Annotated in this window: 17 protein-coding genes and 1 other RNA gene; 8 read left to right on the top strand and 10 right to left on the bottom strand. The window is 62.7% G+C overall.

Annotated elements, in window-relative coordinates; genetic code table 11:
- The first annotated feature begins 288 nt into the window (after positions 1-288).
- A complete protein-coding gene (locus NDB2M4_RS00565; RefSeq protein ID WP_072369057.1) occupies positions 289-4,245 on the top strand; it encodes an AsmA family protein in 3,957 nt (1,318 codons plus the stop codon).
- A gap of 14 nt (positions 4,246-4,259) precedes the next feature.
- Here NDB2M4_RS00565 and NDB2M4_RS00560 read toward each other — a convergent pair whose 3' ends face one another.
- The 5 genes from NDB2M4_RS00560 to NDB2M4_RS00540 form a co-directional block, all read right to left on the bottom strand.
- The gene (locus NDB2M4_RS00560) at positions 4,260-4,526 is read right to left on the bottom strand and encodes a ribbon-helix-helix domain-containing protein (RefSeq protein WP_083555559.1); all 267 of its coding nucleotides are present in this window, start codon (positions 4,524-4,526) and stop codon (positions 4,260-4,262) included.
- A gap of 1 nt (position 4,527) precedes the next feature.
- Positions 4,528-4,722 carry a DUF4169 family protein gene (locus NDB2M4_RS00555; RefSeq protein WP_072369056.1) on the bottom strand — a complete coding sequence of 65 codons (195 nt, stop codon included), beginning with the start codon at positions 4,720-4,722 and terminating at the stop codon, positions 4,528-4,530.
- Between the two features lie 35 nt (positions 4,723-4,757).
- The gene (gene fumC / locus NDB2M4_RS00550) at positions 4,758-6,155 is read right to left on the bottom strand and encodes a class II fumarate hydratase (protein ID WP_072369055.1); all 1,398 of its coding nucleotides are present in this window, start codon (positions 6,153-6,155) and stop codon (positions 4,758-4,760) included.
- A gap of 95 nt (positions 6,156-6,250) precedes the next feature.
- A complete protein-coding gene (locus tag NDB2M4_RS00545; protein WP_072369054.1) occupies positions 6,251-6,463 on the bottom strand; it encodes a hypothetical protein in 213 nt (70 codons plus the stop codon).
- 97 nt (positions 6,464-6,560) lie between these two features.
- Positions 6,561-6,872 carry a hypothetical protein gene (locus tag NDB2M4_RS00540; RefSeq protein ID WP_072369053.1) on the bottom strand — a complete coding sequence of 104 codons (312 nt, stop codon included), beginning with the start codon at positions 6,870-6,872 and terminating at the stop codon, positions 6,561-6,563.
- A gap of 228 nt (positions 6,873-7,100) precedes the next feature.
- Between NDB2M4_RS00540 and NDB2M4_RS00535 the strand changes: the two genes are divergently transcribed.
- The 6 genes from NDB2M4_RS00535 to NDB2M4_RS00505 all read left to right on the top strand — a co-directional run bounded on the left by NDB2M4_RS00535 (position 7,101) and on the right by NDB2M4_RS00505 (position 14,877).
- Positions 7,101-8,912, top strand: a complete 1,812-nt coding sequence (locus NDB2M4_RS00535) for a carbamoyltransferase family protein (protein WP_072369052.1) — start codon at positions 7,101-7,103, stop codon at positions 8,910-8,912.
- Positions 8,902-9,807, top strand: a complete 906-nt coding sequence (locus NDB2M4_RS00530) for an alpha/beta fold hydrolase (protein ID WP_072369051.1) — start codon at positions 8,902-8,904, stop codon at positions 9,805-9,807. Before NDB2M4_RS00535 ends, NDB2M4_RS00530 begins: the two co-directional genes overlap by 11 nt.
- Before the next feature lie 911 nt (positions 9,808-10,718).
- The gene (locus tag NDB2M4_RS00520) at positions 10,719-11,309 is read left to right on the top strand and encodes a hypothetical protein (RefSeq protein WP_072369049.1); all 591 of its coding nucleotides are present in this window, start codon (positions 10,719-10,721) and stop codon (positions 11,307-11,309) included.
- 168 nt (positions 11,310-11,477) lie between these two features.
- A complete protein-coding gene (locus NDB2M4_RS00515; protein ID WP_072369048.1) occupies positions 11,478-12,050 on the top strand; it encodes a dihydrofolate reductase family protein in 573 nt (190 codons plus the stop codon).
- Positions 12,051-12,226: 176 nt separating this feature from the next.
- The gene (locus NDB2M4_RS00510) at positions 12,227-12,691 is read left to right on the top strand and encodes a (2Fe-2S)-binding protein (protein WP_072369047.1); all 465 of its coding nucleotides are present in this window, start codon (positions 12,227-12,229) and stop codon (positions 12,689-12,691) included.
- Between the two features lie 8 nt (positions 12,692-12,699).
- Positions 12,700-14,877, top strand: a complete 2,178-nt coding sequence (locus tag NDB2M4_RS00505; protein ID WP_072369046.1) for a xanthine dehydrogenase family protein molybdopterin-binding subunit — start codon at positions 12,700-12,702, stop codon at positions 14,875-14,877.
- Positions 14,878-14,966: 89 nt separating this feature from the next.
- Here NDB2M4_RS00505 and NDB2M4_RS00500 read toward each other — a convergent pair whose 3' ends face one another.
- The 5 genes from NDB2M4_RS00500 to ssrA form a co-directional block, all read right to left on the bottom strand.
- Positions 14,967-15,236 (bottom strand): hypothetical protein, encoded by a 270-nt coding sequence (locus NDB2M4_RS00500; protein WP_072369045.1) that lies wholly within the window; start codon positions 15,234-15,236, stop codon positions 14,967-14,969.
- 174 nt (positions 15,237-15,410) lie between these two features.
- A complete protein-coding gene (locus NDB2M4_RS00495; RefSeq protein WP_072369044.1) occupies positions 15,411-15,710 on the bottom strand; it encodes a hypothetical protein in 300 nt (99 codons plus the stop codon).
- Between the two features lie 187 nt (positions 15,711-15,897).
- Positions 15,898-18,435, bottom strand: coding sequence for an HWE histidine kinase domain-containing protein (locus tag NDB2M4_RS00490; RefSeq protein WP_072369043.1), 2,538 nt, complete (start codon positions 18,433-18,435; stop codon positions 15,898-15,900).
- A 286-nt stretch (positions 18,436-18,721) separates the two neighbouring features.
- Entirely contained in the window at positions 18,722-19,447 is a 726-nt protein-coding gene (locus tag NDB2M4_RS00485; protein ID WP_072369042.1) for an SspB family protein, read from the bottom strand.
- 59 nt (positions 19,448-19,506) lie between these two features.
- Positions 19,507-19,918, bottom strand: a transfer-messenger RNA (tmRNA) gene (gene ssrA / locus NDB2M4_RS00480).
- Positions 19,919-20,190: 272 nt separating this feature from the next.
- Between ssrA and NDB2M4_RS00475 the strand changes: the two genes are divergently transcribed.
- Complete coding sequence (locus tag NDB2M4_RS00475) at positions 20,191-20,892, top strand: CPBP family intramembrane glutamic endopeptidase (RefSeq protein WP_072369041.1); 702 nt, start codon at positions 20,191-20,193, stop codon at positions 20,890-20,892.
- Positions 20,893-20,924 lie beyond the last annotated feature (32 nt).

The following is a 20,924-nucleotide window of genomic DNA, read 5'->3' as shown; positions in this document are numbered from 1 at the left end:
CGCCATAACGGGGCTTTGCGCCCAATGTTTGGGCGGTAAGAGGCGCTTTCCAGGCTTGGCGATGCGCCATTTTTCTGTTGCGCTGACGTGTGATTGTGCTCCGATCGCGATCAAGACTGACGAGCGCGAATAAGTTAGAGTGCGCGCAAACCTGGGGGGTGCGGCGGGCGCAATTTGCTCGCGCGTGCCCTGCTGGCTTGTTGGGGACCGACCGGTGGACTGTGGAGCGGTATGCTCCACGCTGCTTTGAGAGAGGGCCGAATACCGATTCGGTGCCTGAAAGGTTAGATGAGCAACGGGCTTCTTTATATTGCGGGGCTGATCTCGCTCGCCCTCGCCGCGCTGTTCGCCGTTCCTTATTTCGTCGATTGGAATGGCTATCGGGGCGTGTTCGAGGAAGAGGCAACTCGCATCCTGGGGCGCGAGGTCCGCGTCGGCGGGGACGTCAACGTGCGCTTCCTGCCTTCGCCCTACGTCAGCTTCGAGAAGCTGCGCATTGCCGATCCGACCGGTTCGACGGGTGAGCCGTTTTTCCGCGCCGAAAGCTTCACCATGCGCCTGTCGGCGCCGCCACTGCTCAAGGGCGTGATCGAAGCGAATGAAATCGTTCTCGAGAAGCCGTTCGTGCGGCTTGCGGTCGATGCCAATGGCGAGGGCAACTGGAGCAGCTTTTCGATCGCGCCCGGGTCGCTGCCGTTCGTTCCGGCGGGTGTCACGCTGCAATCGGTGAAGATCAACGATGGCACTATTGCCCTGCATGGACCCAAGGGCATCGGATTTGCCGAGGTCGGCGGCCTCAATGGCGAGCTGAAGGCCGAATCGATCGAAGGGCCGTTTTCGTTCAAGGGCGTCGCCGTCTGGGATGATGGTGCGCGCGACGTTCGCATCGCAACCGGCGCTGCTGATGCGGACGGGAGCATCCGGTTCAAGGCGACGGTCCGTGGCACGGGCGCGGGCGCCAATCTTTATGCGATCGATGGGCGCCTGCAGGATGCCAAGGGCAAGCCGCGGGTCGACGGTGAGATTACGGCCAAGCTGACACTGCCTGCGGATGAAGCGGCGCTGACTTCGGCGCCTGCTGTTCCGGGTGCCAAGGCGGAGGCCCCGCTCGTCGATTTCAAGGCGCGGATCGACGGCAACTCCGAAGGTCTGCGCGTCGATGATATTGCGCTTTCGTTCGAGCACATCGGTCAGCCGCAGCTCATTGCAGGGTCGGCGACGGCGACGTGGACTGATGCTTTGAAGATCGACATGGGGCTCTCGTCGCGGTGGCTCGACCTCGATCGGGTGGCGAAACCGTCCGCGGCCGGTGCGCCGTTCGAGACTGCGCGCAACTTCATCCTCGCGATGATGGAAGCGCTGCCGAAGAACGCGGATAGCCGCGTTGCCTTCGACCTGGATCAGGCAACGCTCGGTGGCGAGGCGGTAAGCGACATCAAACTCGAAGTGATGCGCAACGGTGGCGTGCTAGGGGTCAGCAACCTGCGCGCGGGCATGCCTGGCGGCGCGCGTATCGCGCTGGACGGCGCGGTCGATGCGGCGGGTGCAAAGGGCCAAGCGTTCAGGGGGGACCTGACGCTGTACGGGACAAGTCTGGCCCGCTTTCTGAACTGGGCGGTGAAGGACAAGGCCGTCGCCGAGGTGGTGCGTAACGAGGGGCCATTTTCATTGCAGGGCGATTTCGCCATGAGCGAGAACGCCATCGACCTGACCGATGCGGGCGCCGAGATCGGCGGGCGCGCCATGACAGGCGCGGTGCATTACAGCAAGAAAGAGAGACCGCGTTTCGAGCTGGCTCTCGAAGGCGTCGAGATGGACGCTGAGGAGTTGTGGCCTGCCGGGATCGCGGGGCTGAAGCGCGTGCTAGCGGGCGGCGAGGCAGACGCTGCGCCTGAAAAGCCGAAATTCGCCTGGCTGGATCCGGCTGCGACCGACGTGCAGCTGCGGCTGCGCGCTGGGTCCCTGCTGGCGGGCAAGGACCGGTTGCGCGACGTCGACATGGACATCGGCATCAATGGCGGTCGTCTCGATGTGCGGCGCGCGGCTTTCGCGTCCGACAATGATCTCAACGTGGAGATCGACGGTAGCGTCGCGGAAACGATGAAGGATCCACGCGGGTCGCTGCACTGGACCATCGCTGCGCCGAGTAAGGAGGCGTTCGCCACGCTCGTTGCGCTGTTCGATCTTGACGATCAAACGCGCCGTCAGGCAGACGCGCTTTCCGCGCTAACGCCATTGCGTCTTGCCGGCTCCGTCGAGCTTGGCAGGCGCCTGCCGCAGTCAGCAGATGTTTCCATCGATGGCAGCGTGCAGAGCGGTGGCCGGCTGGTGATGAGCGCGCTTCTCGATGGCGGTCTCGACGGATGGCGGGCGGCCCCGGCCGATATCACCGCGACCGTCAACAGTGCGGATGTCGGAGCAGCATGGGAAGCGATGAGCGGGCGTCCGTCCATCGTACGCTCCAAAGTCACTCCGATCGCGGGCGAGATGTTCTTCAAGGCTGTTGGCACCGGCCTCAGCGGTATGACGGCGACGGCATCGGTGAAGGCGCCCAACCTGTTCCTGGGCTACGATGGGCGCGTGACATTGCCGGCAGATGGTCAGCGTGGTCTCGACGGAGAACTGCGTGTTGCGGCGAATGGTCTGGCCGACGTGATGGAGGTTGCCGGCCTCGGTGGCGGCACTTCGTTGGAGCAGATTGCGGTCAATGGCTCGATGCGCGTCGTCTCGAGCGATCATACCTTCGAGCTGCATCCAGAACGGCTGACACTCGGCGGCAGCAAGGTATCGGGCGCGGTTGCGCTTTCTTATCCGAGCGAGGGCTCGGCGATCGTCACTGGTGCGATCGACGTCGATCAAGCGACTATTCCGGGATTGCTGGCCTTCGTGCTCGATCGCCAGCAGGTGGCCGATGCGCCCGGCGCCGAGCCGCTGGCGACGGGCAAAACGATCTGGCCCGAGCATGCCTTCGACTTCGGAGCCCTCGACGGCATTGAAGGCAAGCTCAACGTCACCTTCGGCAGTCTGGTGCTGACGGAGAAAATGGCCGTTGCCAAAGCCAAGGCTGAGGTTGAACTGGCACCGGGCAAGATCGCGATCAACAACCTTGCCGGCAAAGTGCTGGGCGGGGACATGGCGGCCAACGTCGCGCTCGATCGGGCGCCGGGCGGCGCGAGCCTCAAGGCAAACGTGCGCATGAGCGATATGCAGGTGCGCGCGGTGCAGCCGGGCCAGGCGGCAGACAGCGTGAAGGATCAGAAGGCGTCGCTGGCGCTGGAGTTCTCGGGACATGCCTCGACGCCTGGCGCGCTCGTTTCGGTGGTAAGCGGCAAGGGTGAGCTGCAACTTGGAGATATTGCCGTGGCGGCGCCGACGCCGTTGGCGGTCGTGACAACTTCCGAAGCGGTGCTGAGCGGCGATGCTGGCGGCAGTGGCGAGGCGCTCGCGACCGCGCTGCGCAGCCAGATCGACGCCAACAAAGTGAAAATCGGCCCGCGTACGGTGTCCATCGACATTGCGGACGGTGCGGCCAAGCTCGCGCTGGTCACACTGGAATCCGACGCGGGAAAGACAAAGGTCGAGACGACGGTCGATCTTGCTTCGCTGGTGGTGGACAGCGCCTGGGTGGTCGAGCCGCGCGGGCCGGACGTGGCGCAGGCGGAGAAGCCACGCCATGGCGCACTGCCTAGCGTCGGTGTCGTCTACACGGGTGCGCTTGCCAACCTATGGACGCTCGATCAGCGCATCACGGTCGAGCCGCTCGAGCGCGAGCTGGCGATCCGCAAGATGGAACTCGATGCTGATCAGCTCGAGCGCCTGCACAAGGCGGATGCAGAGCGTGCGCAGCGCGATGAAGAGCGCAGAAAAGCGCTCGAGTCCGACGAGAGCATACCGGCGCCTCCGGGACCCACTCCGGCCGAAGGCGGCCTGATGCCGTCGGATCCGCCAGCGGCAGCGGCTCCGACCGATCCGACGTCGCAGCAGAGCAGCGGGTCCGTGACACCGGCGATCCCGCCGAGCAGTGCGAGTGCTGCGGGCCTTTCGGTGCCTCCTGCTCCAGGGCAGGAAGGGCAGACGTTCGGTGCTGCGCAGGCGGCGAACCCGGCGCTCGGTGCGCCGACAGAGGCCGGCAGCATTCCGCCTGCTGCTGAACCGGTTCCTGCGTATCGTCCGCGGCGCGTACAGCCGCAGCGGCAGGTGCGCCCGAACGAGCAGGTGCTGCGCAACCTAATGAATACAAACTGATCAGCGCAGCGGGATCACACGGGCGGCGGCAACGCGCGCTGGCGAAAATAGTCTAGGATCCAGACGCGCACGGCGCTTGAGAGCCCGGCTTCGCCGCGGGCCTTGTCGATGGTGGCGACGAGGCCGGCGAGAGAGGTGTTTTCCAAGGTGGCCACCTGCTGCAACGCATCCCAGAACGGGGCTTCCATGGAAATGGAAGTGCGGTGGCCGCCGATGGTGAACGAGCGCTTCGACGGACGCGCCATCTGTTGAAGTGACGGAGCCTCGACGCCGGTGGTCATGTCAGGTCTCCGGGTCGTCAGACTCGCGGCGCATGGCTTCGAGCCGGCGGGCATTCAACTCGGTTTCAGCGCGGGTTGCCTCGCGCTCTTGCTTTGACCGGCCAAACTTGGCGCGGTTCTCGTCGGCGCGCACCTCCGCTTCACGCCGCAGTTTGGCTTTGCGTGCTCGCCGCAGATTGACGATTTCAGCGGTCATGGGCCTCAAGATCCAAAGAAAGCCGGTCGCGCGGCTCAGTCGGGGCCGATCATCTTGCTAGGGTCGACGATCTCGTCGAACTCCTTGTCGGTGACGTAACCGCCGCCGACTGCTTCATCGCGCAACGTGGTGCCGTTCTTGTGTGCGGTCTTGGCGATCTTGGCGGCAGCGTCGTAGCCGATCTTGGGCGCGAGCGCGGTGACGAGCATGAGCGAGCGCTCGAGGCCAGCCTTGATGTTGTCTACGCGTGGCTCGATGCCGACAACGCAATTGTCAGTGAAGGAGACAGCGGCGTCCGCCATCAGGCGCACCGACTGCAGGAAGTTGTAAGCCATTACGGGGTTGTAGACGTTGAGCTCGAAGTGGCCCTGGCTGTCGGCAAACGTGATGGCGGCGTTGTTGCCGAAGATCTGCACGCACACCTGGGTCATGGCCTCGCACTGGGTCGGGTTGACCTTACCCGGCATGATCGAGGAGCCGGGCTCATTCTCGGGCAGCGCCAGCTCACCGAGACCGGAGCGCGGGCCCGAACCCAGAAAGCGGATGTCGTTGGCGATCTTGAACAGGCCGGCCGCGAGGGTATTGATGGCGCCGTGCGTCATCACCATGGCGTCGTGAGCGGCGAGCGCTTCGAACTTGTTCGGCGCTGAAGTGAACGGAAGCTGCGTGATGGCGGCGATGCGCTCGGCAATCTTTTCGGCGAAGCCCTTGGGTGCGTTGAGGCCAGTGCCAACGGCGGTTCCGCCCTGGGCCAATTCCATCAGCGAGGGCAGCGTCTGCTCGATGCGCTTGATGCCGTTCTCAACCTGGCTGGTATAGCCTGAGAACTCCTGGCCGAGTGTTAGCGGGGTTGCATCCTGCGTATGGGTGCGGCCGATCTTGATGATGTGCTTCCAGGCTTGCGCCTTGTCGTTGAGCGCGTTGCGCAGCTTTTGCAGCGCGGGCAACAGCCGATGGACGATCTCCTCGGCGCAGGCGATGTGCATGGCCGTGGGATATGTGTCGTTCGACGACTGGCTCATGTTGACGTGGTCGTTGGGATGAACGGGCTTCTTGGAGCCCATCTCGCCGCCCAGCATTTCAATGGCGCGGTTGGAGATCACCTCGTTGGCGTTCATGTTCGACTGGGTGCCGGAGCCCGTCTGCCAGACTGCGAGCGGGAAGTGGCTGTCGAGCTTGCCCTCCATCACTTCCTGCGCGGCTTTGACGATGGTGTCGCCGATTTTCGGATCGAGGCGGCCGAGCGCCATGTTGGTCTCGGCGGCGGCGCGCTTGATGATGCCGAGCGCTCGGATGATGGGCAGCGGCTGCTTCTCCCAGCCGATCTTGAAGTTGCCGAGCGAGCGCTGGGCCTGGGCACCCCAATACTTGTCGGATTCGACCTCGACGGGGCCGAAGGTGTCTGTCTCGGTGCGGGTCTGCTTGGCTGTCATCGGCAAAGTCCAGATATCGAATGTGGGAGATTGCCGTCGCCATAGCACTTCTCAGGCCGTGAGGGCAGCAGGCAGTTGGGTGGATTTGGCGGGAGTCAGTCGACGTCGCGCAGCATGGCAAGGGCTGAATTTCGATCGGAAGGCTTCAGCTTTAGAAAGGCTGCGCGAGCTGCCTTGATGTCTCGCTCGGCGCCGCTGTCGGAGGCGGTCTGCAGGGCGATGGTGGTGGGGTGCTGGGGGCCGCAAATGAAGCTGAGCGCTTTGGCGAGGCGGCCCATCGCGGCGCGATCTATGGTGGGTTCTTGCATGGCCGGAATATAGGCCGGGCGTGAAGCGGAGGAAAGCTATCGCTGTAGCGCCCCCTACAGAGAAAAGGTGACCCCTTTGAAGAGGGTCACCCATCGCTTAACCGAAGTAGAAGTAGACGCCGCCGCGGCGACGCCGACGGAACCGCCGCCGTCTGCGCCGGCGGCCATACCAGACTGCTGGACCTCTGCGGCGACGCCGACGGGCGCTTGCCGGGGTTGAGGTCGTGGCCAGCGAGAGCGCGGAGATGCCCGCGAGGCTGAGCCCATAACTACCGACCGAGCCGATGCCGTAGATCACAATCATCGCGACGGCGGCGCTGACAGCAACAACACCACGACGCACGCCCTGTCCCAGCGTGCGCAGTCCGTATCCGACTTTTTTTGTTGTCGTAACGAGGTTATCTGCCATTCGAATGCCTCCGGCCTTTCACCGCAACAGCGGTCTTCAGCAAGAATGCAAGACGCCACCCGACCAATTTCGGAAGGCACCCCGATATGTAGACTAGAGAGTGCGGCAGTATTGCGCTTTTTGCTGGCGCTGCCAAGCGAGACGTGCCGAAAATCCAGCTCAATGTCGGTGACAGTGGTTGGACTGCGGATAATTTGATTCAACCGAGCCCAGGGGAACGAGAAGTCGATGTCGAAGAAACACGCGTACGTTCTCGGAATCAATGCCTACGATCATGATGTCAGCGCCTGCCTGTTGCGGGACGGCGAGATTGCCTACGCGATCTCGAAAGAGCGCATCACACGCGAGAAGCATGCGACCGGCTTCTATCAGGAGGTGGTCGACTATTGCCTTGAAGCAGAAGGCATAAAGCTGGGTGATGTCGATCTCGTCGTGCGCAACTGCTACGTGCTTCCCGTCGAAGACATGGAAGAGCGTCTGACGTACGAGGACGTTCCCGAGTTCCTCGCGACCAGCGAGCGACGGCTAGTGGGGAGTAGCCCGCTCTACCGCGCCAAGTCGGACAAGGTCGTCACGGTCTCGCACCACGTCGCGCACGCCTACAGCGCGTTTGCCGCCTCGCCGTTCGATGAGGGCGTGGTGATGATCGTCGACGGGGTCGGCAATTACGCCTGCGATATCCACGAGCCCGGTCAAATGACCGAGGGCGTAGAGCCTTTGGCGCGTGAATCGGAGAGCTACTACAGCTTCAAGGGCTCGGAGCTGACGACGCTGAAGAAGGTGTGGCTGCAGCCGACGCGCGGTTTTCTCAGCGACGAGTTTTTCTTCATGCCGGGGCTCGGTGCTCTCTATAGCCGGGTGTCGAGCTATGTTTTCGGCGACTGGAACAAGTGCGGCGAGGTGATGGGGCTGGCGCCGTACGGCAGGCCGGACAGGGTGCAGCCGCTGCTGAGCATCGAGAACGGCAACCTCGACGTGCCGCAGTGGACCGCGGCATTCAACAAGCTGTGGTTACCGGACATCGACGTCGACTGGGAGAAGAGCCGCAACCGGTCCAACTGGGAAGACCTCGCCTGGCGGGTGCAGCACGACACGGAGACGGTGCTGCTGGAGCGGGCGCGGTGGCTGCGCGAGACGACGGGCGCCAAGAACCTGTGCATCGCGGGCGGTGTCGGGCTCAACTGCGTCGCTAACGGACGACTGGTGCGCGAATCCGGGTTCGAGAATGTCTGGATACAGCCGGCGGCGGGCGATGACGGGATCGCCATCGGCTGCGCGTACTACGGCTACCTGCATCTGCAGGGCAACAAGCGCTCATACGTCATCACACATGCGAACTTCGGCAAGTCGTATGAGGAAAAGGACATCGAGGGGGCTCTGACCACCGGGCTGGCGCGGCTCGAGACGCAGGTGGAGAAGAGCGAGGACATCTTCGCCGACACGGCGCGGCTGTTGTCTGAGGGTAAAGTGTTCGGCTGGTTCCAGGGGCGGTCGGAGTTCGGTCCACGCGCGCTCGGCAACCGCAGCATCATCGCCGACCCGCGCACGGCGGAGATGAAGGACATCCTTAACAAGCGCGTGAAGCACCGGCAGGCGTTCCGCCCGTTCGCGCCCATCGTGCTCGCGGAGCGCGCTGCGGAGATATTCGAGGGCGAGGAAGAATCTCCGTTCATGCTGGTGGCCAAACACGTCAAGCCGGAGTGGCGCGATCGCATCCCGGCAATCGTGCATGTCGACGGCACGGCGCGGGTGCAGACGGTGCGGCGAGAGAGCAATGAGCGGCTTTATCGGCTGCTGGAGGCTTTCGAGGCGCGGACGGGCGTTCCGGTGTTGCTTAACACCTCGTTCAACGTGAAGGGCGAGCCCATTGTCGAGACGCCGCGCGATGCGGTGCAGTGCTTCCTGACGACGGGCATCGACTACCTGGCGCTGCACGATACGCTGGTGTCGAAGAACGTGATGCACAGGGTGCTGTCGCCGATCCTGGGCATGTATACCGACGTATCGACGATGGTGCGGACCGGGCTGCATGCCGACTGAGCTTCCCGAGGGGCTGATCGCGGGGTTCTGGCGCCAACGTCTGCCGGGCGATGGCGTGATGATCGATGCCCTCGTCGGGGGCTCGGGGCCGCCGCTGCTGCTGCTGCATGGGTATCCGCAGACGCGGGTGATGTGGCGGGCTATCGCTCCGGCGCTGGCGCAGCGCTTCACGGTGGTCGTTCCTGATCTGCGCGGCTATGGCCGCTCAGACAAGCCCGCGGGGGATGGGGGAGAGACCGTCTACGCGAAACGCACCATGGCCAAGGACCAGCTGGCGACTATGGCTGCGCTGGGGTTCGACCGCTTCGCGGTCGCCGGGCACGATCGCGGTGGGCGTGTGGCGTATCGCCTGGCACTGGATCATCCTCGGGCGGTTTCGGCGATAGCGGTTCTCGACATCATCCCTACCGCCGACGTCTGGGCGCGGATGACCGCTGAGGGGGCGATGGCGATGTACCATTGGTACTTTCTTGCCCGACCGCATCCGTTGCCAGAGCAGCTCATTGGCGGGAATGCAGAGTTCTATCTGCGGACGACGATGCAGAGCTGGGCCGGCCGGGGGTTTTCGTTCGCGCGGGAAAACATGGCCGACTATGTCGCATGTTTTGCGGATCCTGCCACGATCCACGCCTCGTGCGAGGACTATCGGGCCGGCTGGAGGGTCGACCGTGGGCTCGACGAAGAGGATCGCGGTGTCGCGAAGATCTCTGTGCCCTTACTGGCGATCTGGAGCGCGGAGTTCGGCGTTGCCCGTTCGGAGCCGCTCAAGACTTGGTCCGCGTGGGCCGAAAACGTCTGCGGTCACGAAGTTGCCGGCGGGCACTTCGTTTGTGAGGAGCAGCCAGAGCAGGTTGGGCAGCTGCTGGCGCAGTTTTTCTCTGAGAACGCGGCCTGAACGAGGCGCAAAGGCTGTGGGACGCGTTCTGCGGGAGCAGATGCCATCCAGAGCTCATGCATGGGCGTGAGCAGCGGCGATTGAGCTGACGGCGCAATGTCTGGCAGCGCTTTGCAGTTGAACGGACCCGCTCGGACGGCGCGCGCAAGCGGCTTGCGGCAAGCATCGGGTAACCATTCGATTGGGAGAAGTGCAGCCGGCTGAGACTTTGCGCCTCCGCCACATCGGAGCGCCGGTAGCGGGCGGCACCGGACTGGCAGCACCACTTCAGCGCACGACAACAAGTTCGATGTCGCCGGAAACTGCTGCGACGGCGTCGCGGCGTTGCGGCGTAGTGCGTTTGCGGTGGGCGTCCAGCTTCGGGCATGGGCATCTCAATCGCGGGAGGAGATGTTGTAGCGAGGAATCTCTTCGCCGTCGATGCTTACGAACGTCGCGATGTGAAAGATGAGTTTGCACATCGTTACGGTGCGCGATGAGTGCGATCAAACAATCACCGCGCAGCGCGCTTGTGTGCAAGGTGAGTCAGGTGTCGCGATCTGCTGCGTTTGGCACTGATGCATGATGAATGCTTGCAGCGGCTTGCGTGTCGCGTTGCTTGCGGAAGCGCTTCCGGTGCGCCTTCGAACGAATGGCTGCGTGCTGCTGAAGGATGCTTGCATGCGGCCGTCGCATCCGCACGGGCTGTGCGCTGATGAGTTCGCGCAACTTGGCAGGCGCGAACGTTCGATCGGTCGCTTGCGCCGGATGCGTTCTGATGCGCGCGGTGTCGAGGCTCAACTGGGCGGCGCGGGTCGGCGGGCTCAGGCTTCGACTGACCCATGTCGGGGGCCAAAAACAGGTCGGCAAGGTTTTTGCACCGCACCACCGCGAAACCGTGTTTGTCGCAAACCCGACGTTCGGAGATCTGGATGACGACGATCGAGAATACTGCCCTCAACCGGCTGGCTCAGGAGGGACGCCTTCTGAATGCAGTTTTCAAAGGGCCAACAACGAAGCCCGGCCGCTATGGGTTCCGCGGTGAAATCGCGCTGAAGTTCCAAACCCAGGTCGCTGACGAGAAGCGGCCGCCGGACTACTCGATGGAGCAGGTGCTGACGGTGGTCGAGGAAGGAAAGCCGACAATCCCGGTGCTGGTCGGCTACCTGCACTCGTTTGCTTACCTGGGGGATCTCATCAACGTGGTGGGGGACCTGCTGGAGCCCAGCGGCACTTACATCGTCTTCTGCAACAACATCGACCTCCTGGCCAAGTACAAGGTGACCATCAAGGGCATCACCTTTGAGGTCCTGCCGTGTGATGAATCGACGGTGTGGAAAGAGGTGCTGGAGCTGATGGGGATCGAGAAGAACGATATCAAGAAGCTCGATTCAGCCGGAAAGCTGGACTACGTGCTCGACGCGGTGATGGGGCTAAGCACCTCGTACGAGCCGATCAGCTTCGAGCAGGGCGTCGAGCGGATGGAGCCGGTCAAGAACCGGAACGAGAACCGCCCAGTCTAGCGACCCCTCCGGATTAGCGCTGCAATTGAGGCGAGGCGTGTGCACCCACACGTCTCGCTCTCTTTTTATGTGGTTGCTCCGGCCTGGCGGCGCCGGCCGGAGCCGGGCTTGTGCGGCGATCAAGCGTCCCTCAGATTGAACCATGCAATCTGAGGGCGAGAGGGTTTCATGGGTAAGCTGGTGCTGTCGATGTTCATCAGTCTCGATGGCTATATCGAGAAGGTGTCGGGGTTCGCCGGACCAACCTGGTCAGGGGACTTGGAAAAGCACTGGTCGGGGCACGCACTGGCCCGCGCCAAGCACCTCGTCTACGGGCGGAAGAACTTCCTGTTCAACAAGTCGTTTTGGAGCGCGGCCGAAACGGACCCCACCAGCGTTGCAGCCTCGATCTCGTATGCCGGCACGATGAACAGTCTGCCAAAGACAGTGCTCTCGACCACACTCACCGGGGATCCGGGCTGGAATGGGAAGGTGGTCGCCGACAACGTGGCCGGCGAGATGGCTCGGCTGAAGCGTGAGGTCGATGGTGACGTCTTCTGCTTCGGGGGCGCCGGCATCGCCAACAGCTTGATGCGCGCCGACGTCATCGACGAGTATCGGTTCATGGTCACGCCCAGCATCTTTGGCGGGGGCAAGCGCCTCTTCGAACCGGGGATGCCGGAGATGGATCTGAAGCTCATCGACAGCATGCGGCTCGACACCGGGGCTGTCGTGTTGCGTTACGACCGGGTCAGAAACTAGAGCGGCTGACGCTGCTGCATTTTAGCTAAAGCCGGGGCAATGGGCGGGTGCCAGTGCGGCTTTCCGCTTCCACTCGCGTCGACGGCGAGCGGCCGTTGCCAAAGCCTGGTGGTCTTCGTTTGATGACTGTCTATATTCCTAGGCAGCCAGACCCTGCGGAAAGGGAGCAAGCCAGCATGGTCAATTTCAGCGTCAACGGGGCGAAGGTTTCCGTGCCCATCGAAGACGACACCCCGTTGTTATGGGTGATCCGCGATGTTCTTGGCATGACGGGTACCAAGTTCGGGTGTGGAATTGGTCAGTGTGGGGCGTGCACGGTGCACCTGGACGGTGAGCCGATCCGGTCATGTCTGACGCAAGTCTCCGATGTTGCCGACCGCGAAGTCACGACGATCGAAGGTGTTGGCGCGACGAAGGCTGGCAAGGCGGTGCAGCAGGCGTGGCTGAACCTGGAAGTGGTTCAGTGCGGCTATTGCCAATCGGGTCAGATCATGACGGCGGCGGCGCTGATCGCAGCGACACCTGAGCCGAGCGATACCGATATCGACCAGGGTATGTCGGGCAACATCTGCCGCTGCGGCACCTATGTCCGCATCCGCGAGGCTGTCAAAGAGGCGGCCAAGGCCGCCGCAGGCAAGTGAGGCCGGTCATGCTCAATGCGAAGTCATCGGCTGGCGGGGCTGGCGAACTCTCCCGTCGCCGGTTTCTTCAGGCGGGCGCGGCCATAGGCGGCGGGTTGCTGATCGGGTGGGGCGACACCGCAGATGCAGAGCCGGGTAGTATGCCGGTGGCCGAGTTTGCGCCGAACGCGTTCATCCGCATAGGCCGAGACGGCAAAGTGACGGTGATCTCTCCGTCGATCGAGATGGGCCAGGGCACGTATACTTCGCTGCCGATGCTGGTGGCCGAGGAACTCGACGTCGATATGAGTGCGGTTGGCTTCGAGCACTCGCCGCCGAGCGACAAGCTCTACGGCAACCCGGCGATAGGCGGCGCGCAGATCACGGGCGGGTCGACGGCGATCCGCGGCTTCTACAAGCCGATGCGCGAGGCTGGGGCGGCGGCACGACTGATGCTGCTGGATGCGGCGGCGGCGAAACTAGCCGTCGGCGTGGTCGAACTGACGACCGCAAATGGCCATGTCATCCATGCCAAGAGTGGTCAGAGGATCAGTTACGGGGCTCTCGTCGATGACGCCGCCAAGCTGTCGGTGCCGAGCAAGGTCACGCTGAAGGACCCCAGCCAATTCCGCATCATCGGGACGCCGGTGAAGCGGCTCGATGGGCCTGAGAAGGTGAACGGGTCCGCCAAGTTCGGGATCGACGCACAGGTACCCGGCATGAAGATCGCAGCCATTGCGATCAGTCCTGTGTTCGGCGGCAAGCTTGCCTCGGTGAACGAGGCGGCAGCGTTTGCCGTGCCCGGTGTGCGACAGGTCGCCAAGCTCGATGAGGCCGTGGCCGTAATCGCGGATCACTATTGGGCTGCGAAGAAGGGACTGGAGGCGGCTGCACCGAAGTTCGACGACGGTCCGAACGCCAAGCTCGACACCGCCGACATCGTCGCGGCTTTGGCGAAGGCGTCGAAGAGAGACGGCGTCGTAGCCAAGAAGGAAGGCAATGCCGCTGCTGCGCTCGGCGCGGCGGCGGTGAAGCTCAACAGTGTTTATGAGAACCCGTTTCTCGCGCACGCCACGATGGAACCGGTGAACTGCACCGTGCACGTGAAGCCGGATAGCTGCGATATCTGGGTCGGCACGCAGATACCCAGCAGTGCGCAGCTTGCCGTGTCGGAAGTTCTGGGCATCGATCGCGATAAGGTCAGCATCCACAACAGCCTTCTGGGCGGTGGGTTCGGCCGGCGGCTCGAGTTCGACTTCATCGTGCTGGCGGCACGCATCGCCAAGCAGTCGAGCGATCCGGTAAAGGTGATCTGGAGCCGCGAGGAGGATATCCAGCACGATATGTACCGGCCGTATTACTACGACCGGATCACTGCGGGTCTCGATGGTGAGGGCAAGCTCGTTGCGTGGAAGCATCGCATCACCGGATCGTCGATCATGGCGCGGTTCTTCCCAGAGTCGTTCAAGGGCGGCGTCGATATAGATGCGGTCGACGGGGCGACGGAGCTTCCCTACGACATCCCCAATTTGCTCGTCGATTACGTGCGCGAGGAGCCACCGGGGATTCCGACAGCGTTCTGGCGCGGAGTGGGTCCGACCCGCAACGCCTATGTCGTCGAGAGCTTCATCGACGAGCTGGCGGCCGCGGCGAAGAAAGACCCGGTCGAGTTTCGTCGCGAACTCACGGGAAAGAGCCCGCGTGCGCGCTACGTGCTCGACCGTGTGGCGGCGATGTCGAACTGGGGGACGCCTATGGGGCCGCGCAAGGGTCGGGGCGTCGCGCTGCTCAGCGCCTTCGGCTCATACGTTGCGGAAGTCGCGGAGGTGACCGTCTGGGATAATGGCGAGGTGCACGTCGATCGCGTCTTCGCGGTGGTGGACTGCGGGCAAGTCGTCAACCCCAACACGGTCGAGGCACAAATCCAGAGCGGCATCGTTTTCGGCATCAGCGCGACGTTGTGGGGGGAGATCACGCTGAAGGATGGGCGAGTGCAACAGTCGAATTTCGACAGCTACCGGGTGTTGCGTATCGACGAAGCGCCGAAGATCGAGGTCGAGGTGGTGAAGAGCAGCGAGGCGCCAGGCGGTATCGGCGAGCCGGGGACGTCGGCGCTAGCGCCCGCGGTGCTCAATGCCGTCTATGCGGCGACGGGCGTTCGGGTGCGAAAGCAGCCAATCGATGCGGCGCTGCTACGGTCATCGTAAGGGTGATCGAGGCTGAGAAAAAAATTGGCGGCGCGCCAGATGATTTTGGCTAAGCGCGCCGCCAATTGCTATCCGGTGAGGCGCTCGAATTACTTCTTCTCGTCGCCCATCATCTTGTCGCCGCCCATCTTGTCATCGTGCATCATCTTGTCGTCGGCTTTCATGCCGTCGTGGGCACCCATCTTGTCGTCATGCATCATCTTGTCATCGCTCATCATGGAGTCGGTGCCGCCTTTTGGCGCCATGGAATCCATATGTGTGTCGCCCATGGCGCCGCCATCTTTGCCCATCGGCTCGGCGGCCTGGGCCAGAGAAATCGAGAGTGCGAGCGCGCATGCGGTGAGAAGAATCTTCTGCATCGGTAACTCCTGATGTTTTTCCCGTCCGAGGAGGATTACGGCGTGGGGTCGCGCGTAGTTACGCGAGAATATTTTTCGTTCGGCGCGTAACATTTCGCGCTTTGCACGTTTGAGCGAGCGGGCCGCCGGCGGCCGCATGTGGCGCGCCGGGGCCGCTGTTTCAGTGCTGGATGTTCAGTGCGTGCCCGGATGATCCTCCATCGCCTTCTGCGTGACGGAGCCGCTCTTGGGCACAGCGTTCGGGTTTGATGTGGAGCCACCGTGCGTACCAGGGAGATCGTTCATGGCTTTCTGAGTGGCGCTACCGGTGTCGGGGACTGCGGTCGGGTTGGCGGTATGGCCGCCCATGGTGCCGGGAGCATCGCGCATTACTTTGTTGGAGAGGGAACCTTCGTCAGCACCAGCGGCGAAAGCGGGACCGGCGACTGCGGTAGCGATGGCAATGCAAATGGCGGCGGTGATTGATTTGCTCATGGCGTTGTCTCCTGTAGCGTGTTGATGGTTACGCTACTGGTTACGCGATGCCATTTGCGCTCGTTACACGCCGAAATGCGCGTCAAATTTGGTGCAGCTTGCGCGAAGCCCCGGAAATAGGCGTGTCGCTATTTCGTTACGTGGCCTTTCGAGAACTTTTTTTGTCGCGCAGTGTTCAGTTGGCAGATTAACCTGCCCGCAGTTTCGACAGCGCATCCATGAGCGTGGCTGAATCGTAGGGCTTGCGCACGACGATTTGGCCTTTCAGCTCGGGCGGGATTTGCGTGGAGTCGCCATACCCGGTCGCAAAGACAAACGGGATGCCACGGCGGACGAGCTCGTGTGCAACCGGAATCGATGTGCTCATGCCAAGGTTGACGTCGAGTACGGCAACGTCGGGCTGTTCCGTCGCCAAAATGCGCAGGGCTTCTGCAGCGGTCGCAGCTGTCAGCACAGTGTTGGCGCCGTTTTCGGCCAGAACCGTCTCGACTTCGAGGGCGATGATGAGCTGGTCTTCGACGAGAAGCAGCTTCAAACCGTCCAAGGGCGTGGGGGCATTGGCGGTGGGGCTGGTGCTATGAGAACTCATTGCTTTGTCGTCACGTCGTTTTACGAACGTCCCTGGTATGAGAAAGCGGGCGCGTACCCCCGCTGGATCGAATTCCAGTTCGCTTTGGCCGCCGAGGTCGTAAGGAAGGCTGCGGTCAACCAGCACGGTGCCGAAACCGCGTTGCTTCGGTTGGGAAACGACGGGGCCTGCTGATTCACTCCAGAGCAGTGTGCAGTCGTTGGCTTCATTCAGGGACCAACGGACTTCCAATTTGCCTGCCTGTGCGGAAAGCGCTCCGTATTTTGCGGCGTTCGTCGCCATTTCGTGGAGGACGAGCGCCATGACAGAGTATGCGCGCGCGGCGAGAGTTATGCCGGGACCTTCAAGCGTCACCGTGCGCGTGCCATTCCGGTAAGGACTGAGTTCGGCATCCAGCAGTCCGCGTAAGTCGCCGCCGCCATCGCTGCGGACAACCTGATCGTGCGCGAACGCAAGGGCCATGATGCGACCCTTGAGAGAAGCGATGTAATCCTCGAGCTCTCGGCCATCACCGACCGATTGGGTGATCAGCGATTTGATGAGAGCCAAGATGTTCTTGACGCGGTGATTGAGCTCGTCGTTCAGAAGTTTCTGGCGGACGTCGGCCTGTCGGCGCTCGGCTGCGAGGACCTCGTTCTGGCGCATCAACACTTCGAGCAGCGCGGTGCGCGCGGCTTCGGCACTGTCGCGATCGGTTGGGAGCCAAGGCAGCGATTGGCGTTCTACTGTCTGCTTCCAGAGCGCGAAGCTGGTGCGCGGGGTGAGGCGATCGCCGTGTGGGCCGGTTTCGTAGCTCTTGTTCGGGTCGCCGGCCCAGTGGATCGTTTCAATCACTTCCTTGCGGAAGAAGAATAGATAGTCCCGCGGCATTTGCGATAGCGGCACCGCCAGGACGCCGGATGCTTCTGCGGCGTACGCTTCGGCGGCGGGCAGATGTGCAGAGAGTTCGTGCGTCGCCCAGACGCGGCCTTCAGACACCGAAGCGATGAATCGGGCAAGCGCGGGCACGGCCGACTCCGGCGGGGTGCTGCCGGATGAGTCCCAGGCTCCGTTGAGCCAAATGCCGACACCGTCGCAGGGTAGAAGCGCAGCGAAGGTCTCGATGCGCTCGCGCAGAAAGGTCCCCACATCGTCGCGATAGAAGACCTCAAGCAAGATGTCATCCAGCGTGCGGCGGGCGCGGAGCGAAGCGTCAAGCCGCTCGCGCTGATTCATCGCTTCAAGATTGAGCGAGAAGTAGTCACCGAACATCTCTGCCGCGATGCGCTCGGGCATTGCCAGGATGCGTGGCGAATAGTGATGGCAGGCAAGGAGCCCCCAAAGTTCTCCGCCAACAATGATCGAGATCGACATTGATGCGGCGACGCCCATATTGCGCAGGTATTCGCAGTGGATGGGAGAGACGCTGCGCAGATGCGCGAAGCTGAGGTCGAGCGGCTCGCCCGAGGCGTTGAGCACAGGATCGATTTGAACAGTCTCGGCATTCACATCCGAGATGAGACGGATGGTGTTCTCGAGATAAAGCTTGCGGGCTTGACGAGGAATGTCGCTCGCGGGGAAATGCTGGCCGAGAAAGCTTTCGAGATGCGACCGCTTTGCTTCTGACACGACTTGGCCGGATCCGTCATGGGCGAAGCGGTAAATCATGACGCGGTCGTAGTCGAGCAGCGCCTGAATCAATCGCGGCGCATGGTCGAGCATGGCTTTGGAGGCACCGATGCTTTTCAGACGCGCAATCAGTGTGCGCGGCAGGTGCAGCGGACGCGAAGATTCCTCCGCATCGGAGCGCTCAAATTCGATAATGGTCTTTGTTTTCCCGAAGTGGGCAGCCACATCGTAGTGGCGAGAGCCGATCTTCACGGATGTGAGAAGCGCCGGCCGCGAAGGGTGGCGCCACTGGGCCAAAGCATTGCGGATCGTGTGCGCCGCCTCCTCACCCAAAATCGCGGCGGTGGTTTTTCCATTGAGGTCTTGCGCACGTAAGCCGAGATATTCCGCCGCATTGATGGAGTGGCGTTTGATCACGTTCGCATCGGCGTCGCACGCGATCAAACAGCCGTGCGGTTGAATGCTGCCGGGGATGTGAATCGGCTCGCGGTCGCAGTTCGTAAGTGAAACGCTTTCTACGTCAGTCATCGGAACCTCCAGGCGCCGGGCGGGACTTGTATTCCCCGACCGGCAGCAGTCGGCTGCCGCTTCGCAAAGGTTGGGAATTGGCAGGTATTGGGATGGAAAGCTCCGGAGCGCCCCGTCAGATCGGTTAGATGGGTGGCGGTTATCGTCACCTGTCCATAAACGTCCGAAGGCCGTTTTCGGTTTCCTTGCCCTCAATCGGGGGCTAACGAGCGGCCATGCGCATGGGAGCGCGGCACGGATGCGGAAGCACACGCGTGCGACGTCCAGGTGGGGCGGAAACGATTAGCTATTTCTTGCGGAAGGCGTCGAGGCGCACGATTTGCGCGCCGCCGTTGTCCTGGCGTGGCTTCTCGGCGGGAGTCTCGGCCTCGGCTGCGGTCTTTTCCTCGGTGGAGGGCGTTGTTGCAGCGGGTGCCGTTGCGGGGCGCAGTTGCGTCGGGGGAACCGGCGTTGGTGCGCCAGCAGGCTGCACTGGGACGACGTTCGGCGATGGTTGCTGCGCGTTCGTCAACTGGTCGGCTTTTGCCTTGCGCGGGACACGCGGTTTCTTGGGGGCAGTCGAGCGCAGGTTCGGGCGACCGCCGGTTGCGCGTTCGGGCGTGCGACCAGACGAGAGGCGATCGCTGACGCTGTCGCTGCCTTCGGGTGCGGCGTTCGGATCCTCAAATTGGATGCCGTAGCGCACGGACGGATCGAAGAAGACGCGAATGGCGGTGTAGGGAACGACGAGCCGTTCGGGGATGCCATCGAAGGTGAGCTTCACCTCGAATTCGTCCTCGCTGACGGCGAGATCCCAGAACCGGTGCTGGAGCACGATCGTCATCTCTGAAGGATACTTGTCCTTCAAGCGCTTCGAGAGCACCACGCCGGAGGCGGCGGTGTCGAAGGAGATGTAGAAATGGTGATCGCCAGGCAAGCCCGACTTGGCTGCCTGCGAGAGAACCGCACGCACAACGCCACGCATGGCGTCTTGTGCTAAGGCCTCATAATCAATCGTCGGCTCGGCCGGCATCGGTCTCGCTATTGGTCCCCGATCACACCCGAGCGCGCGTGAAATGCGGCTCGAGCTAAAGTGGAGGGCTTCTGTTGCCCGGTGCCCTCCGGACCGCGCCTTACCCGGCTAAGGGCAAGGGCTTCAAGTTCAGGCTTTTGGCACTGCGTTACGCAGCGACAGCAGCCTCAGCATAGTTGTCATTGGCAACTATTCTGAATGGCCCGATGACGGCGGAACCATGCCGAGCGAAAGCAAAGCCCTTTACACCTTCGTCGATCCTAGTTCGCCCCCATCAAATGCCGCCGCGGATTGCTCCGCAGCTGTCCGTCGGCCAGTCAGATGCAGATCGTTGCGTCTGTCGGCGGCATTTGGTGGAGGCGCCGGGTACTGCCCCCGGGTCCGATCGGCTTATTACGACCGCGTTTATCGCCATAGTCGGACGAATCCGACATGCTCAATATAGATGCAGACGCGGCAGAAAAAAAGCCTGCCCCTTCCGCGGGATGTCGGAGCGTCCGGTGACGGATGCGGGAAGGCTGCGGTAAGCATGTTGCCGGAGACGCACTATCGAGGATAGTGCGTGGGAATATGGCCCGGTCGTCAAGGACGCGGCCATGATATAGGCGGGATGTACGCGAAGTCGCACCTTCAGGGGGTGCAACGTAACCGGGAGCCGCACGCTGTCAGTTCCAATTGTCGAGGAGGGCCCGCTCGAGACCAGGGCTGCGTATGTCCCCAGGACGGGCTGGCCAGCGTGGGCGGTGCTTCCGGCAACGCTAGCCATTTTTGCTGGGGCGGCTGCGGTCGGCATCGTGTTCTCGATTGTTGCCGGTGCCTTGCTCAGCGCGGGCGCGACAGGTCCGCTGCCGACAGCAACGCCCTTGGAGGTGGTGGTTGCATGGATGCTCGGACTTCAGGTCGGCGTCATCGTCCTGACGATCTTAGCGGCAGGCTTTTTTGCTTCGAACCGCTGGGAGACGCTGGCGTTGCGGCGGCCGCAGCAGGGGTGGGTCGTGCTCGCCTGGGCACCGCTGCCGATGTTCATTGCGACAGGTGCCTGGACCGCTTTCCTGATGTGGTGGCGGCCCGACGTTGTCGTCGATGATCTCAAAGTTTTCAAGGACATGCTGACGGGCAACACGGCGCTTGCGGCATTGATCGTGATCGGGATTGGTGCGCCGCTGTCCGAGGAGTTGCTGTTCCGCGGCTTTATGTTCTCGGGTCTGGCCAAATCGCGGCTCGGAATTCTCGGGACGACACTGCTCACGGCGTCCTTGTGGACAGCCCTACACTATAGCTACTCGATGTTCGGGCTCATTGAGGTCTTCGCGATCGGCCTTTATTTCTCATGGCTGCTGGTGCGAACGGGGAGCGCCTGGGTGACCATCTTCTGCCACGCGGTGTATAATACCGTCGTTGCCCTGGTGCTTTATTCCGTCACGCTGCCCGTGCCGGCTGGTTGATCCTGCGGCACCTGGAATCGGCCTATATAGAC

Origin of the sequence: Hyphomicrobium sp. NDB2Meth4, from assembly GCF_900117445.1 — a bacterium.
Taxonomy (GTDB): domain Bacteria; phylum Pseudomonadota; class Alphaproteobacteria; order Rhizobiales; family Hyphomicrobiaceae; genus Hyphomicrobium_A.
The sequence above is the reverse complement of the archived record's forward strand: the minus strand, read 5'-3'. Positions and strand labels throughout refer to the sequence as shown.